Annotated in this window: 22 protein-coding genes; 20 read left to right on the top strand and 2 right to left on the bottom strand. The window is 39.7% G+C overall.

Annotation, left to right across the window (positions count from 1 at the left end; translation table 11 throughout):
- Positions 1-71 precede the first annotated feature (71 nt).
- On the bottom strand, positions 72-242 hold the full coding sequence (locus IEV27_RS05475) for a hypothetical protein (protein ID WP_188376426.1): 171 nt from the start codon (positions 240-242) through the stop codon (positions 72-74).
- Between the two features lie 368 nt (positions 243-610).
- On the opposite strand from IEV27_RS05475, the gene thpD reads away from it, so the two are divergent.
- Both thpD and IEV27_RS05465 read left to right on the top strand, forming a co-directional pair.
- Entirely contained in the window at positions 611-1,510 is a 900-nt protein-coding gene (thpD, locus tag IEV27_RS05470; RefSeq protein WP_188376425.1) for an ectoine hydroxylase, read from the top strand.
- Positions 1,511-1,643: 133 nt separating this feature from the next.
- Positions 1,644-2,057, top strand: coding sequence for a DUF4181 domain-containing protein (locus tag IEV27_RS05465; protein WP_188376424.1), 414 nt, complete (start codon positions 1,644-1,646; stop codon positions 2,055-2,057).
- Between the two features lie 114 nt (positions 2,058-2,171).
- Here IEV27_RS05465 and IEV27_RS05460 read toward each other — a convergent pair whose 3' ends face one another.
- Positions 2,172-2,894 carry a 3-ketoacyl-ACP reductase gene (locus IEV27_RS05460; protein ID WP_188376423.1) on the bottom strand — a complete coding sequence of 241 codons (723 nt, stop codon included), beginning with the start codon at positions 2,892-2,894 and terminating at the stop codon, positions 2,172-2,174.
- 192 nt (positions 2,895-3,086) lie between these two features.
- Between IEV27_RS05460 and IEV27_RS05455 the strand changes: the two genes are divergently transcribed.
- The 18 genes from IEV27_RS05455 to IEV27_RS05370 all read left to right on the top strand — a co-directional run bounded on the left by IEV27_RS05455 (position 3,087) and on the right by IEV27_RS05370 (position 14,979).
- Entirely contained in the window at positions 3,087-4,520 is a 1,434-nt protein-coding gene (locus IEV27_RS05455) for an MDR family MFS transporter (protein ID WP_188376422.1), read from the top strand.
- Positions 4,521-4,677: 157 nt separating this feature from the next.
- On the top strand, positions 4,678-5,040 hold the full coding sequence (locus tag IEV27_RS05450) for a nuclear transport factor 2 family protein (protein ID WP_188376421.1): 363 nt from the start codon (positions 4,678-4,680) through the stop codon (positions 5,038-5,040).
- A gap of 143 nt (positions 5,041-5,183) precedes the next feature.
- Positions 5,184-5,597: a GNAT family N-acetyltransferase gene (locus IEV27_RS05445; RefSeq protein WP_245345347.1), complete on the top strand. Its 414-nt coding sequence runs from the start codon at positions 5,184-5,186 to the stop codon at positions 5,595-5,597.
- Between the two features lie 177 nt (positions 5,598-5,774).
- Positions 5,775-5,972 carry a hypothetical protein gene (locus IEV27_RS05440; RefSeq protein ID WP_188376420.1) on the top strand — a complete coding sequence of 66 codons (198 nt, stop codon included), beginning with the start codon at positions 5,775-5,777 and terminating at the stop codon, positions 5,970-5,972.
- Between the two features lie 30 nt (positions 5,973-6,002).
- Positions 6,003-6,644, top strand: coding sequence for a DUF3267 domain-containing protein (locus tag IEV27_RS05435; protein WP_188376419.1), 642 nt, complete (start codon positions 6,003-6,005; stop codon positions 6,642-6,644).
- A gap of 37 nt (positions 6,645-6,681) precedes the next feature.
- Complete coding sequence (locus IEV27_RS05430; RefSeq protein WP_188376418.1) at positions 6,682-7,059, top strand: permease; 378 nt, start codon at positions 6,682-6,684, stop codon at positions 7,057-7,059.
- A gap of 324 nt (positions 7,060-7,383) precedes the next feature.
- Positions 7,384-7,632: a hypothetical protein gene (locus IEV27_RS05425; protein WP_188376417.1), complete on the top strand. Its 249-nt coding sequence runs from the start codon at positions 7,384-7,386 to the stop codon at positions 7,630-7,632.
- A 78-nt stretch (positions 7,633-7,710) separates the two neighbouring features.
- On the top strand, positions 7,711-8,142 hold the full coding sequence (locus tag IEV27_RS05420) for a hypothetical protein (RefSeq protein WP_188376416.1): 432 nt from the start codon (positions 7,711-7,713) through the stop codon (positions 8,140-8,142).
- A 493-nt stretch (positions 8,143-8,635) separates the two neighbouring features.
- The gene (locus tag IEV27_RS05415) at positions 8,636-8,914 is read left to right on the top strand and encodes a four-helix bundle copper-binding protein (RefSeq protein ID WP_188376415.1); all 279 of its coding nucleotides are present in this window, start codon (positions 8,636-8,638) and stop codon (positions 8,912-8,914) included.
- 82 nt (positions 8,915-8,996) lie between these two features.
- On the top strand, positions 8,997-9,695 hold the full coding sequence (locus IEV27_RS05410; RefSeq protein ID WP_188376414.1) for a Na-translocating system protein MpsC family protein: 699 nt from the start codon (positions 8,997-8,999) through the stop codon (positions 9,693-9,695).
- Positions 9,696-9,891: 196 nt separating this feature from the next.
- Positions 9,892-10,086 carry a hypothetical protein gene (locus tag IEV27_RS05405; protein WP_188376413.1) on the top strand — a complete coding sequence of 65 codons (195 nt, stop codon included), beginning with the start codon at positions 9,892-9,894 and terminating at the stop codon, positions 10,084-10,086.
- Positions 10,087-10,197: 111 nt separating this feature from the next.
- On the top strand, positions 10,198-10,860 hold the full coding sequence (locus IEV27_RS05400) for a toxoflavin lyase-like VOC family protein (protein ID WP_188376412.1): 663 nt from the start codon (positions 10,198-10,200) through the stop codon (positions 10,858-10,860).
- A complete protein-coding gene (locus IEV27_RS05395) occupies positions 10,857-11,696 on the top strand; it encodes an alpha/beta fold hydrolase (protein ID WP_229734842.1) in 840 nt (279 codons plus the stop codon). Before IEV27_RS05400 ends, IEV27_RS05395 begins: the two co-directional genes overlap by 4 nt.
- Before the next feature lie 12 nt (positions 11,697-11,708).
- Complete coding sequence (locus tag IEV27_RS05390) at positions 11,709-12,092, top strand: VOC family protein (protein WP_188376411.1); 384 nt, start codon at positions 11,709-11,711, stop codon at positions 12,090-12,092.
- A gap of 13 nt (positions 12,093-12,105) precedes the next feature.
- A complete protein-coding gene (locus IEV27_RS05385) occupies positions 12,106-12,909 on the top strand; it encodes a GNAT family N-acetyltransferase (protein WP_188376410.1) in 804 nt (267 codons plus the stop codon).
- Positions 12,902-13,348, top strand: a complete 447-nt coding sequence (locus IEV27_RS05380) for a helix-hairpin-helix domain-containing protein (protein ID WP_188376409.1) — start codon at positions 12,902-12,904, stop codon at positions 13,346-13,348. Before IEV27_RS05385 ends, IEV27_RS05380 begins: the two co-directional genes overlap by 8 nt.
- Positions 13,349-13,352: 4 nt before the next feature.
- Positions 13,353-13,889 carry a GNAT family N-acetyltransferase gene (locus tag IEV27_RS05375; RefSeq protein ID WP_188376408.1) on the top strand — a complete coding sequence of 179 codons (537 nt, stop codon included), beginning with the start codon at positions 13,353-13,355 and terminating at the stop codon, positions 13,887-13,889.
- A gap of 307 nt (positions 13,890-14,196) precedes the next feature.
- On the top strand, positions 14,197-14,979 hold the full coding sequence (locus tag IEV27_RS05370; protein ID WP_188376407.1) for a PAS domain S-box protein: 783 nt from the start codon (positions 14,197-14,199) through the stop codon (positions 14,977-14,979).
- Positions 14,980-15,140 lie beyond the last annotated feature (161 nt).

Raw genomic sequence — 15,140 nt, 5'->3', positions numbered from 1 at the left:
AGCTGACTCGTCAAAGGTGGGGGCCTTTGACGAGTCGGCTTTTTAAATGATCATAGAACGAAATAGGATCGTTATTCTTTTTCCTCAAGTATTACCTTCTCCAACCGAAGTTTTTCAACTTCTACTTTCTTATGCTCCAGCTCAATTTCCTTAGCTTTTACTTCGTAGCTTTTCTTTTTCTCATAGGCGTTATACATGAGGGTTAACGCCACAATAATAGTGATATAAAAAAACACATCCATTTCTTCTCCACCTCCTGCGTAGGTATGCTTAACCTATGCATCATTTGATGATCGTAGAAGTCGCGCTTATGGAAGTCAAATATAATTCATTAACTATATAAATATAATGAATTATAAAAAAGGATGAAGACGAATGAGAGAGGATGAGAGTTTTTGTATGATTTTGTATAGAAATTATATAGTGATATCTCGCTCTATCTCTTGTTATCAAATTTTTTCTAATTTTATTTTAATTTTACTAAAATAATAGTTTAAACCATAGTACAGTGGGAAGAAGTAGCGTACGTGGGGAAGTATTTTGAATGTTTTCAACAATGAAAACGGCTTCGTGATTGAAAATCTTTACTTTTAATGAGGAGTGTTTGATAGTGAAAGATCTTTATCCATCCAGACAAAATAACCGACCTGAAATTTTAGAAAGAAAGGACCCCGTTATTCACACGGACCGCTCTAAAGACAGTGAAGCACCTATTTCAAGTGAACAGCTCGACTTTTATGAAAAAAATGGCTTCCTGCAAATTGAAAACTTCTTTTCTGATGAGGAAGTTTCGCAAATGCAAAAAGGAATCTTTGAATTGCAGGACGACAGTCGAGATACTTTTTCAGACAAAGTTATCCGCGAACCAGAAAGTGATGAAATTCGCTCCATTTTCCATGTGCACGAAGATGACAATTATTTTAAAGACGTAGCGAATGATCAGCGCATTCTAGATATTGTGAATCACTTGCTGGGAAGCGACGTATACATTCACCAATCCCGAATTAATTACAAACCAGGCTTTACAGGAAAAGAGTTCGATTGGCATTCTGATTTTGAAACGTGGCACGTTGAAGATGGCATGCCGCGTATGAGGGCTGTCAGCTTATCCATCGCCCTTTCTGATAACTATACATTTAACGGGCCTTTGATGCTTATACCAGGGTCCCAAAACTATTACGTCAGTTGCATAGGTGAAACGCCAGACGACAACTACAAAGAATCCCTACAAAAACAAAAGCTCGGTGTTCCCGATCATGATAGTTTAAGATGGCTGGCTGAAAAAGGCGGTGGAATCTCTGTCCCAACTGGAAAAGCCGGGTCCATCACTCTTTTTGAAAGCAATACCATGCACGGTTCAAATGGGAATATCACCCCATACAGCCGAAATAACCTGTTCATGGTTTATAATAGTGTTGAAAATCAGCTCGTCAAACCGTATTCTGGCGGGAAGGAACGTCCAGAATTCATCGCTGTACGCGAAGGAGCTCGAACCTATAGCCATAACTAATAAGAATAACTTCCCCACATTAAAATGGCACGAGAATCGTCCAGAGATTCTCGTGCTTTTTATATTTTCTGAAACTGTAATCAGAAGACAATCGTATAAGAGAAAGAAGGCTATTGTATAGGAGGTGACGGTCATGGAACAACACGGACTGGGTGCTGAATTCTGGCTCGAGTTTTTTGTGATGATGGGGGCTGCTGTTTTTCTTATTGAAGGTATGCCAAACATCTTGAGACGGAGAATGGGTGCCGATCAAAAGAAGCTTATTTTTCCTGAACATGTCAACGATTTTCATAAACGAGGAGACTGGATTTTAGGCATCTCCTTCGCTGTTATTCTATTAAGCAGTATGGCTTTCATCCAGCCGAACTCTTTGTTCTTTCTGTTAGCTTCATTGTTATTCCCCACGTTTCAACTTATTTTTCAATTGTATGTGGAATGGAGGTTTTCTGAGAACAGAACAAACTATAAAATAACTATTGTTCAAATTGGATTGGTTTTTGTTAGTGCCATTGGGATTTTACTATGGCTGGAACCATACATAGGATGACAGATATGTGACTTTATAAGTGGGTGAACGTTGGATTATCTCCTTTATCCAGTTATTAGCTTTATGAAAAAAGCGCTAAGAGTGTTACCACTTAGCGCTTTTTAGCAATCGTTATTAAAAAGGATTGGTTGCCCATTGAAGGGAGGTTTTGATGAATATCCGCTGGTGAAGCTTTAATTGAGCAACCATGTATTCGGCTAAGTCTTCAGGCTGCATGTATTTTTCTTTATCTTGCTCGTCCAGCTTATCTCCGAAAGCTAGCTCCGTCGCAACTAGACTAGGGTTCATCGTGAAAACTCGAATATTATGGCGTCGAACTTCCTGCATAAGTGCTTCCGTCATGCCTTGAATGGCAAACTTCGAACCACTATAAGCCGTCGATCCTGCTGTACCTTTCAAACCATTACTGGACGAGATGTTAATAATGTCCCCTTTGTCCTTTTCAATTAAATCAGGAAGTACCGCACGGGTAACATGGTACGTACCGAATACGTTAACTTCGAAGGTTTTCTTCCAATCTTCCGGTTCTATTTCAAGGAAGGAACCTTTAGAACTGATGGCAGCATTGTTAATTAAAATGTCAGCGGCACCTAGTTCATTTCTTAAATGAGAGACCGCTTCATCTACTTCGTTCATTTCTGCAATATCCGCTGTGGCATAGCTTGCTTTTACTCCAAGCGCTTCAGCCTCTGCAGCCACTTCTTTCAACCGGCTTTCCGTTCGTGCGATAAGTCCAACGTTTACCCCTTCGCGAGCAAGTTCCAGGGCGGCAGCACGACCAATCCCGCGTCCAGCTCCTGTAACATAAGCAATTTTACCTTGAATGTCTTGTCCCATGTCTATCCATCCTTTCTCTTTTTTTACCTATTAGTAGTGTACCTGTTTTCTTTTAATAGAATCAAAGCATTCGGGTTTTGCGCACATAAATAATTAGGACCCTAAACAAATTTCTTTCGATCAACGAAATAATATGTTACTATTTTTCATTGTATAAAGAGTATAGAACACATCTAGAAAGAAGGAAGAGAGATGGATGAACGACAGATTACTGAGGAGAAAATTAACCGTGGACCATTAATGCTCATTCTCATTTCTGGTGCTTTTGCAGCTATTTTAAATCAAACATTATTAGCTACAGCTTTACCACATATTATGAGAGACCTAAGTTTAGATGCCAGTACAGCCCAGTGGCTCACCTCAATCTTTATGCTCGTTAACGGCATTATGATTCCAATTACAGCTTTTTTAATTGAGCGGTTTACAACACGGGCATTATTTTTAACGGCAATGGGATTATTTGCAGTGGGTACGGCCATTTGTGCAATTGCTCCCAACTTTTCAATATTAATGGTAGGAAGAGTTATTCAGGCATCAGGCGCTGGTATTATTATGCCGCTGATGCAGACGATTCTCATGATGGTGTATCCGATTGAGAAACGCGGTTCAGCGATGGGGATGTTTGGCCTTGTTATTTCGTTCGCACCAGCGATTGGACCGACTTTGTCCGGGTGGCTTGTCGAGCAATTTCCTTGGCGAAGCTTGTTTTACGTCATATTACCAGTTGTCATTATTGATTTTATTGTGGCTTATTTTATTCTTAAAAATGTAACGAAACAGACCTTCCCAAAAGTAGATGTACTCTCTATTATTCTATCGTCATTAGGGTTTGGAGGCTTGTTGTATGGCTTCAGTACGGCAGGTAACGCGGGCTGGGGTGCCCAACAAGTCGTTGTGTCGATGGTTGTAGGGGTAATTGCTTTAACATGGTTTATCTTAAGGCAATTTAAACTGAAACAGCCGATCCTTGAGTTCAGAGTTTTTAAAATCAAGGTATTTACATTAACGACAGCATTAGGAATGGTCATGTTCATTGCTTTAATCGGCGGAGCTACAATTTTACCGCTGCTTATGCAGAACATGCTGGGATTTACCGCATTTGAATCTGGTTTAATGTTGTTGCCGGGAGCGCTCGTCATGGGATTCATGAACCCTGTTACAGGCCGGCTTTTTGATAAGTTTGGGGCAAGATGGCTGGCGATTATCGGGCTCGTTATTGTAACGATCACAACCTTTATGTTTACAAATTTGGATTCGGATACGACCTTTACGTATTTAGCTGTCGTGAATGCAGCGCGGATGTTTGGTGTGGCGATGGTGATGATGCCGGTTACCACTGCTGGGCTTAACCAGCTTCCGACTCACTTAATCCCGCACGGAACAGCCATGAATAATACAATGCGGCAAGTGTCTGGGGCTGTTGGTACAGCGCTGCTTGTCACTGTGATGGCGAATGGAGCGATACCTGATGAGGGTGTAGAAGGCATGATCCATGGGGTGAACGTGTCCTTCATTGTCGCAGGTATTTCAGCACTCGTTGGTCTCGTTTTATCCTTTTTTATAAAAAGAAAACCTCGTGAACAAGAGGGGATACAAGTTAGTCGTCCTGTTATAGATACAAAATAGAAAGGAAGGATGCTGTCTTCAATGAAGGCAGCTTTTTTGTTGAAATAGTAAGATCGCGGCTAACAGCTGGAAACGCGGCTAAATTAGAATTTTCGCCCGATTAAGGAGTGTACCTATGCTAAACTAAAAGTACCAATAATGGAGAGGGTGCTTGACAATGAGCAAAAAAGAACAGCTGCTCCGCGAATTTAACGAGGCTTTTATTAAAGGTGATCATGAATTCGTATTAGATCACGTGACCGAAAATATTGCCTGGGAAATGGTAGGAACAGACAAAATAGAAGGAAAAGAGGCATTCTCTATAGCCTTAGAAGAAATGAAAAATGATGCAGAAGTGAAAATCGTATTTAACCATGTGATTACTCACGGTATAACCGCAGCAGTCGATGGGACCATCTATATGAAAGGAACAGAAGAAACAAAGATATACAGCTTCTGTGACATTTATAAATTTAATACATTTAAAGAAGGGAAAATAAAAGAATTGAAATCTTACGTAGTGGACATTACAGAATCTTGAAACTAAATGTACGGTTAAATCGTTAAGAAAGTAGGAAGTCAAATGTACAAAATCAGGGCTGAAGCCAAAGAGGATTACTTATCCATAAAAAAAGTAAATGACTTAGCATTCGGTCAAGAAGATGAAGGCGTTCTCATTGAAAACTGAGGGAAACGGAAAACTTTATTCCTGAGCTATCTCTCGTTGCGATCGATCAAAACGACAAAATTGTCGGCCGCATTCTATTTACCAAGATTATGATTGAATCAAGTGCGAGAGCGAACCCATCCCTTGCTCTTGCTCCCATGGCTGTTCATCCACCTGTCCAAAAGAAAGGCATTGGAAGCTTGCTCGTTCGAGAAGGGCTTTTGGAAGCTCAAGAACTGGGCTTTACGTCGGCAGTGGTTTTAGGGCATTCGGACTTTTATCCTCGCTTCGGCTTTACTCAGGCAAAAGATAAGGGGATTTACCCGCCATCTCAAGTACCTGAAGAAGCCTATATGGTTAAAGAATTGCAGACTGGAGCCTTAAAAGGTGTTAGTGGAACCGTTCGTTATCCTGCTCCGTTTTTATCTTAATATGCTTAAGCCACTATAGATCGGTACTCCTGGAATTTTAGTTAGTGCAACTAACGACGGGAAAAAGACATGATAATGCCAGGTGATAAGCGAAATGAAATAAATTCTTCGTATGAATCATATAAACTATCAACCTCCTAATCACTGTCTGTATTTTATTAAAGGAGTGGTAGAATAGTGAACAAACGAATAATTTTTAATTTGCTGTTAAGCATAGGATTTTTATATTCTACCGTCGTTACGTATCAGGCGGACAGTCGGTTCTGGTTACTGTGGCTCTTTAATTCAGCTATTCTTTTCATTGGAGCAATAGTAGAATTCGTAAAAAAAGCGACACGATCAACCGATAAACGAAGAGAAGCAGTAAATGAGTAAGGTGGGGCTTTGAATAGATAGGAGGAAAATATGAAGCTGACAACTAAATTACCGGAGTTTAATGAACAACATCATCAACAACTTATTGAAAAAGGATGGACCCCGCTAAAAGAACCTAAGAAGTTAATCACCTCAATCTTGCTTTCCATTCCTTTTATGATCATAAATGTAATCATCGCAATCGGAGTCATTCACTTCTCAGCCGGTATTTATTTCCGCGATTTCGGTATTGATTCAAGTTCTTTCACGATTACCATTAATTTAATGAGTCTTGTACTGTTCTTCGTCCTGCTCATTATTCATGAAGGCATTCATCTCATTTTTGTTCCGAATTTCAAAAAGTCTGACCGTACGTTTGTCGGAGTAAACTGGCTCGTGGGTTTTGTTTATACAGAACAAAGTATGACAAAAAGACGATTCCTGCTCATTGCACTGGCTCCATTTCTCATTTTATCTATTGTGCTGCCATTCATCTTAGGTGCTTTAGGTCTGCTGACAAGTACGTTCAAATTGTTAATTATCATTAACGCTGCTGCCTCGTCCGTGGATTTGCTCAGTTCATCCCTCGTAGGAATTCAAGTACCTAATCAGGCGCGGATGATAAACAATGGAGTGAGATCGTATTGGAAAAAGGATGAAGAGGCCGGTTCTCATACCAAATCGATTGGGTAAAAGAGAAGTATTTCTGAACAAGAGGAGGGTACGACTAGTGAATCCTTATTCTAAACTATTTCTGATTTTAGGGTTACTTGCAGCGATGATGGCTATATTTATAGCTGTGATCGGTTTCATGGCTGGAAGTACTCCGCCAATTATGACGTATAGCATGGCATCGATTGCGGTCATTAGTTTTTGTCTTAGTTACTTGCATCCTGTGTTTAACAAGAAAGATGAACGAAGGAAGTGGATTCAACAAAGGGGGATGGCTTACACGAGCATAGCCGTATTCATTTATTTAAGTCTATTTATGCTTGGGGTTCAGTTTGAATGGATTCTTTTTTCTACAGTTGAAGTGCTGGCAATGATCACGTTTTTAGCTATCTCAACTCTTTATCTATCGTTCGTCGTACTAGCTAAAGTTTATTAAGGGGGTGTAGATATTTGGATTGGAGCCATAACAGCAGTAGTTTCACTTACCGCAGTTTATGTCATAAGCATGTGGATATCAATAGCGGTATTACATAAAAATAAACCAGCCGGCTACTTGTTGTCATTCTTTCTGCCGTTTTGTATCGGGGTTCTATTTCAAGTTTCCCTGCTGATATTTTTAGCACCAATTCCCACAATTAGTTTGGCAATTTACCACCTTTATAATCGAGATTTATAAAAAAGCAAATATGTACTATAAAAATGTACCAGGTACCGAAAATATAAACATGCGTACCAGGTACAAAAGAGAGGGAGAAACGACGTGAACTCTGATAGAAAGTTTAATTTATCATTAGGACTATTTGTTATAGGCATAGCTTTGGCTGTCATCATCCATCCGTTATTCGGTTTGGTCACGATTGTGGGAGGGTCCTTACTTGGATTTTCACATTTCTCATCGAAGCAAATGAAGAAAAAAGAAGGCAAGCTCCTTTACTGCGGGGCATTTACGTATTTGTTCCTCATTATGTCAGCAGGATACATTCTCGCTGTTCTTTTTTTAAAACTTTAGGTACCAGGTACGCGATGGTCTATTTTCTGTACCTGGTACCCATAAGACAGTGAAAAACGAAAAAAGGGGGGATATTGGGTGAGGTTTTTAGTTTTTGTGGTGTTTTTATTGGCGGGGTGTTCTTCGAATCAAATGGATGAGCCGCCTGCGGGGAAGGTTCAAGTAAACGACCAAAAGGTTGACCTTGAAAGCGGGGCTTATCAATGGGAGCGAGGTACGCTTTTCTCTAAAGAAACGGTGACCACAGATTCGGCTTCTCCCACGGAAATGGCTGAGGCAATGGATAAAGAGAAAGTGCAGGCCGAGGCAGAGGCTGAGATTTCGTTTAGTGAGCAAGCTGAAGATATCCAAGTTTATCTATGGGAAAATGAACAGGAAATGGAGCATATTTCGGAGGAGGGAACATGGACCTTACCTTCTGAATCAGGTGAATATGTATATGAGGTGCTGGGGCAATGGCCACAGGGAGAAGTATCTTACACCATGGTCGTTCAAGTGGACTCCTTATAGTCAGAAATGTTTTGCACGTCGTGCACTGAACCAGGTATACTAAAATGAACCTAAACAAAAAAGGTATGATGGTATGGCTAATATTATTAAGAAGCTGTTCAAGCAGGAAAGATGCTATATTTGTAAAAGGAAAGCCCACAAACCCAGTTACTATCTGGACGACCAGGGGCAAAAGGCAGCGGTTTGTTTTCATTGTCTATCCTACGCTGAACGCCGGGCTTTAAGAAAAGTTTAGCACCCCCCTTTAAAAACCATTCCATTCACGTTAGAATAGTGAATAGGAAAAAGGCAGAACACTTTTTCCCTAATCATTACGAAGATCAATCGATAAATAATGTGAGCAATCAAATCTAAATAACCATTGGTGGAAATGAACTAGACAATAGAGCTAGACATAAGCCAAAAAAGGATACGTGGCCCGTACCTTTTTTGGCTTTTTTTAATGGAAAATTTTATAATACCAGATGTACATGGTATCTTTGGAGGCATTCTTATGAAACAAATTGATAAACCAACGTTTGACAAGTCATTACTTGGGTTGACAGGTATCCATTTTGCAAAGAAAAGTATGGAAGCTTATCATCATGCAAAAGATATTGTAGAGAAGGACTCGCCCATTGCGAAAGAGATTTGTCAAACCTGTGCTCAAATTTGTCATGATTGTGTGCAAGACCTTAAGGAAATGGAAGACAATGAACTGGATGAAGTCATTGAGATCTGTTTGGCCAATGCACTGCTGTGCGAGCAGCTGATCAAGAGTTTTGAAAATTAAAGTTTACGATCTATAGATTAGTGGTAAAAAATTCATGAACTAAAAGGCGGTCTAATATGGCTGTTAAAAAGGAATGAGATCTATGGAGAAAAATTCAGTTCAAGCAGAAATTGCAAGTTATACAGGGAAGTTATTCCGTGATAACTTCGGAAAAGGACCCTCTTCCGTGTATGTGTCTATTGAGCATCCGTTTATTACGATTTATTTAAGTGACTTTCTTGCACCAATGGAACGGGTGTTAGTCGGCCAAAAGAATTTTATGAAAGTTGAAGAAACCCGTGATTATCTAATGCAGGAACTGATTCCTGAAATAAAAGCTACCTTACGTGTGACAGCTGACATCCACGTAGAGAACATTTATTACGATTGGTCGTTAAAAAATCGCTCGGGTATCATTGTAGGAGTGGTCAAAGAAGAAAGCGATGAAGAAGAGCTTCTTTCCCTGGAGGACTATCCAAATAAAGATAGAGTTCATGAAGAAATTATTAAGGTGAGTGAACAAGCTGAGAAGGCGCCAGAACAAGTGGATTCCCTTTTTCTAAATTCAAGAACCTTGGTCGTCGATCGAAAAGGTATTCTTGTTCGAATTGAAAAAGAGCTTATTCAATCAGGATTCAGCGAACAGTTACGCTTAAGTAAAAGGCAGCTTGAGAAACGGTTACTAGATCCATCCGTTTTTGAATCCATTTTAGATACTCAAGTCATGGACATCTTTGTGGACTGGGATTTTACTCTAGATAAAAGTTATATTATTTTGATTTTAAAACCGAAAAAATCGTAATTGGTGGAAATGAGCTGGACAATTAGAGCCAGACATAAGCCGAGAAGGACCCAGGGGCCTTTTCGGTTTTTTTAGTGGTAAAAATTTCTTCTATCTGATGATAAGGTTAAGGAATTACTTCTTAACCATTTTCACGGTCAGTTAACAGACTTTCAACGACATGATCCGAGTGAGCGAAAAGAGGATCTAGAAGCTTATGAATAGAAAGGAAGATAACATGACCTTTAAACTTATTGCCCATGATTCTAATAGGACAATGGTTGAGTTTGCGAAAAATAATGAAGAACTTGTATTCGGCAGTTATGAAGAAGCAGCAGAATTTGCGAGTAAAATTAAAGATGAAAATAGGTGGGCAGCTGTCTATGAGTTTTCTATTATCGAAAGTGAATAACCCTTAATGAAACTGGTCTAAAGTGATGCTTAGGCCAGTTTTTTTGAAGATTTTTTACAAAAAAAGTATATAAGCTGTGGTACGATAAATGTACGGAGGGGGGAGGGTTTCATGGAATTTAAAGAAGTAAGACTACATACGAAAAAATTTGACGAATTATATACATTTTACATAGCCAAGTTAGGATTTCCAATATATGAAGAAAGCCAAACCCATTTTACGCTTATAGCAGGAAGAAGTCATTTAACATTTGTAAGAAGCGAACAGTTAAGCTTCTATCATTTTGCTTTTAATTTGGCTGTCGATCACTTTGATGAAGCAAAAACGATGATCAAGCAACTCGTGAAGCTCAATGAAGAAGATGGAAACGATGAAATTTATTTTACCTATTCGAATGCCCGTGCATTTTATTTCCTTGATCCTGCAGGCAATGTCGTCGAATTTATCGAAAGGCGTGATTACAGTGAAGAAATCAAAGAGGGTTTTTCTGTTTCAAGAATACTCGATATAGGCGAGGTGAGTTTTACCTCAGAGTGTGTAATCGAACATGCTTCTACATTACTAAAGGCAGGGATCCCGGTAAGAGATGGAGACGACCTGGAGGAAGATCAGCTGAATTTCATGGGGGAGATGGGCCGTTATTTATTAGTGGGACCACTAGGGAGAAAGTGGCTGTTTTCTAATCAAATCGCTGAGCCCCATCCCGTACAAATTAATTTGACCAACGGTCTTGTACTTGAGATGACGCTTAATGGGGAGGTGGAAGTCCGGTGACGTGGTCCCGACAAATCATTGAAACCTCACGTGGAACGTTCGAGATTTTCACAAAAGGTCATGGAAGGCCAATGGTTGTTACACATAGCTATTCAGAGTTTAATGGTACAGGCGATTATTTTGCAGATTGTTTCACCTCCATATACAAAGTATATTTAGTGAATTTAAGAGAAGCGGGCCACTCTGCTAAAGCGAAGGAGGCTCACCAATTAACGCTTGTTGAATCGATTCTTGATTTAGAAGCCATTCGCGAGTCATTTTCTTTTAAGTATTGGACCTTTGCTGGTCATTCGACGGGCGGGATTTTAGGGATCCTCTATTCTGTTTTATTTCCAAACCGTATTGAGCAACAGATTATTGTAGGGGCAGCGGCAAGGGACTTTACTTATTCATCACCTTCCTGCATTTATCATCAAGACCATCCTCATTATCAAACGATGCAGATCCTATTAGAACAGTTAAGGAGTCCGGACCTAACATCTGAAGAACGGAAAGCTCTAACAAAAGACCGGACCAAGCTCTCCCTTTACCATCCTGAAAAATATCACACGTATTTTAATCAATCCATCACTAAGAAAATCTCTCCGGTTCGTTTACTCGTCTTTAGTCGAGAGCTGCTTATTTTTGACATCACTAAAAAGTTATCTTCTTGTTCGGTGAAAAGCTTAATTATTTGTGGTGAACATGATGTTCAATGTCCACTCGAATTTTCCATAGAAATGAGTGAGCAGCTTCCAAATTCGACGTTGTTCTCTTTTGAACATAGCAATCATTACCCTTTTCTAGAAGAGAAGAATAGGTTTGAAGAAGTGGTGACTCATTATTTAACAAAGTAAGGAGTGCAATGTATGAAGGTTCAAGAATTCGGTCTCATTCTTTTTGTGGATAACTATAATGCATGCGTTAATTTTTATCAGCATAAATTGAAAATCAATAAGCGCAGTGAAAAAGAGGATCTTACAACGTTTGATATTTCCACGGGTTATTTAATGATAGAAAAAGGTGGGGTGCGTTCTAAAAAAGAGAAACGTCGTGACCAAAACCCGACTGTTCTTCGATTTGACGTCGTTTCCCTTGAGAGAGCTGTAAATGAATTGAAAAGTCGAGGGGTTGAATTTATCGAAGATCGTCTAGACTTCGATTGGGGTAAAATTGCGGTATGTGTTGACCCTGACGGCAATAGAATCGAGATTGGCGAGGTAAAGCAAGCGTGTGCTTCCTATAAGAAGTGAAGGAGTGAATGATGTGGATAAAGAAAAAATTCTGGCGATTTTTCACAAACAACTGCGTATTGAATCAACTCCCCCTGGCTTTATAAAAGAAGAGACAGACCATGTGATTCGTCACGTTTCGAAGTTTAATGAAGATGGATTTATCTCTGCATCAAACGTCAATGAACAAAATGCCGAGCAGATCATCCAAGAGGAGTTGAATTACTTCATAAACTTAGGGCAGCGGTTTGAATGGAAAGTGTATAGTTATGATCAGCCTCCATATTTAATCGATCTTTTAAAAGAACAAGGGTTTACAATCGAAGACCGTGAAGCTTTAATGGTCATGGAAATAGATCAGGACCATCCTTTTTTAGAAGAAATCACTCCTGCTCTCCTCAAGGAAATTACAGATGAGGCTGGAATTAAAGAAATGATTTCATTAATCGAATCGATTTGGGAAGGTTCATTTTCTATGCTTGGAGAACGTTTGTGGAGAGACAAACAGGATGATCCTGATTCTTTATTTTTATACGGGGTGTATGAAGATGGGAGACTCGTTAGCGGAGCATGGATGTATGTTGAAAAAGGCACCTCTTTCGCTAGTTTCTGGGGAGGCGCAACGAGACCGGAATCCCGAGGTAAAGGATTTTATTCTTCCTTACTCGCCGTTCGTGCACAAAAGGCTTATCAGAAAGGGTATCGTTTTATGACGGTCGATGCGAGTCCCATGAGCCAGCCGATTTTAGAGAAAAACGGCTTTACATGTTTAGCCTACTCTTATGGTTGTCAGTCCCCTGATCCAAAAGATCGGGAAGGGGGCGAAGTGAATGGTTAGTGTAAAGCTGCCTCTCACTGAACAGGAAAAGCTAGCTCTTCGGCACAATAAAGTAAAATTAAAAGAGGTCCATGAGTGCGGAGCAGCTGATTTAGCAGAGAAGCTTGATGTCACGAAAGAGAGAGCGGAGCGGTTGATTTCATCTGCTTATTTTCAACAAATTCCAGGAATTGGCCCGAGTTTTGCGAGAAACCTTACCGACCTTGGTTTTACGAAATTAGAACAATTGAAAGAGTACCAGGGACCTGAACTGCTCAATCGTTTAGAAAAATTTTATGAGTGTCAAATCGATCCCTGTGTAGAGGATACGCTGTGGCAAATCACGTACTACGCACGTACAGGAGATTTAGATAAGCAGTGGTATGATTTTACGAGTAAAAGAAAAACGTATCGTGACAAAAATGGTTATCCAAAGGACCGGCCAAAGCGGAAAGGATGAAAACATGTTTAAAGGAGAGCGGATTAAACTACGAAAGCTGGCAGAAACGGATATAGAAACCTACCATAGTTGGCGTAATAACGAAGAGGTGATGAGGTATACCAATCCTTCTTTAGATAAGTACACGTTCAGTGAAACCCAGGAATTTGTAGAAAAGATTACTCAATCTCCGACTTCGAAAAGTTACATGATCGAATTAATTCAGTCTAGAAAGCCGCTGGGCATCACCTCTTTAATTAACATTGACTATAAAAATAGAAACGCTGAGTGCATCATTGATATTGGGGAGCACGAGTACTGGGGAAATGGCTACGGAAAGGAAGCCTTACAATTACTGATTAAATATAGCTTCGTAGAGCTCAATCTACATAAGGTCTATCTCCGAGTTTTTTCTTTCAATGACAGAGCCATCTCGTTGTATGAAAAGATGGGGTTTCGGATTGAAGGGGAACAGATTGACCAACTGTTTAGAGATGGAGAATGGCACAACGTCGTCCTGATGGCCATCTTCCAAAAAGATTTTTTCGCCGCAAAATCGTGAAATTGTCTGTGTTTTTGTATGGGTTTACTTCGAATTTCATAAAATAGCTGCAGAATATTCAAGCAGTCCGCAAAAAATATGATGAACGATGATTATATGAATAGAAACTATAAACTGAGTGGCTGACAAACCCTATATCTGTCGAAGTGGTAGATATGGAATCGAACCATGATGGGTATTGGAAACAACATCAAAAAGTGTCTGAGGAAATTCATCTATTTTTAGAAAAAAGCAACTAATAAAGAAGGGTTCTCTTCTATTATAGCGAAATATTAATAGAAGAGAATTGCATTTGAGGAGAGATGAAATGACTCAAACAAACACCGTTGTTTCGATCCAGGAGAAAGAGGAGTTATTTAGGCAGATTACGGAATATTCTTTTGCCCCGACCGTTGTCCATTCGGATCATAAGGTGTTACATGTAAATAAAGCAGCAGCAGAATTTCTAAAAACGAGCAGGGAAGATTTAATAGGGGCTTCGGCTTTAAGAATTTTTAAAGAAGAGAACAAACCTGCCATCTTGAATCGAATGAATGAAGTGAAAGAGAAACGTGAGCCTGCGGATTTGATAGAAATCACATTAGTTAAAGCAGACGGAAGCTTTGTCGATGTGGAATTAACATGTGCTCCTGTGACATTTGGTGATAAGCCCGCCATCCAATCCGTGGCCCGCGATATTACATACCAGAAGATCACAGCTAGTGAACTAGACGAAATGCGTCACGAAATCTATGAGATTGCAACAGCTATTGTACCCGTTTCAGACGGAGTTTTCATCCTCCCCCTTGCTGGACGAGTGGATGAAACAAGAGCGGATCAAATGTTAACTACCATTCCTCTGAAATTAAAGGACTTTGAGGTGGATCACCTGATCATCGATTTTTCAGGAATCTATCGATTAGATGAGATTGTTGTGAGTTTCCTCTTTCAAATTAATGATATTATTCGTCTGCTGGGTATTCACCCAATATTTACGGGGATACGGCCTGAGCTTGCGAGAAAAGCCGTGCAAATCGGACGCGATTTATCCCATATGGAGACGATAGGCACAGTCAAGCAGGCCATTCGAAAAATTAATAGTGCTCATTGAACAAGCTGCTGGTCAATTTTCCAGCAGTTTTTTATATCTTTCAATAGTTGCTGGTATAATCAGATCTTTACTGATATCCGACCAAGTAGATTTATAGCTTTACTTAATAAATGATATAGTAATAGGTAGTTGTAAAATAATTCTATTCATAGAAGGAGAAG

This window comes from Halobacillus andaensis, assembly GCF_014636475.1.
GTDB classification, from domain to species: Bacteria; Bacillota; Bacilli; order Bacillales; family Halobacillaceae; genus Halobacillus_A; species Halobacillus_A andaensis.
Note: the sequence above shows the minus strand (reverse complement) of the source record. Positions and strands in the feature narration are given on the sequence as shown.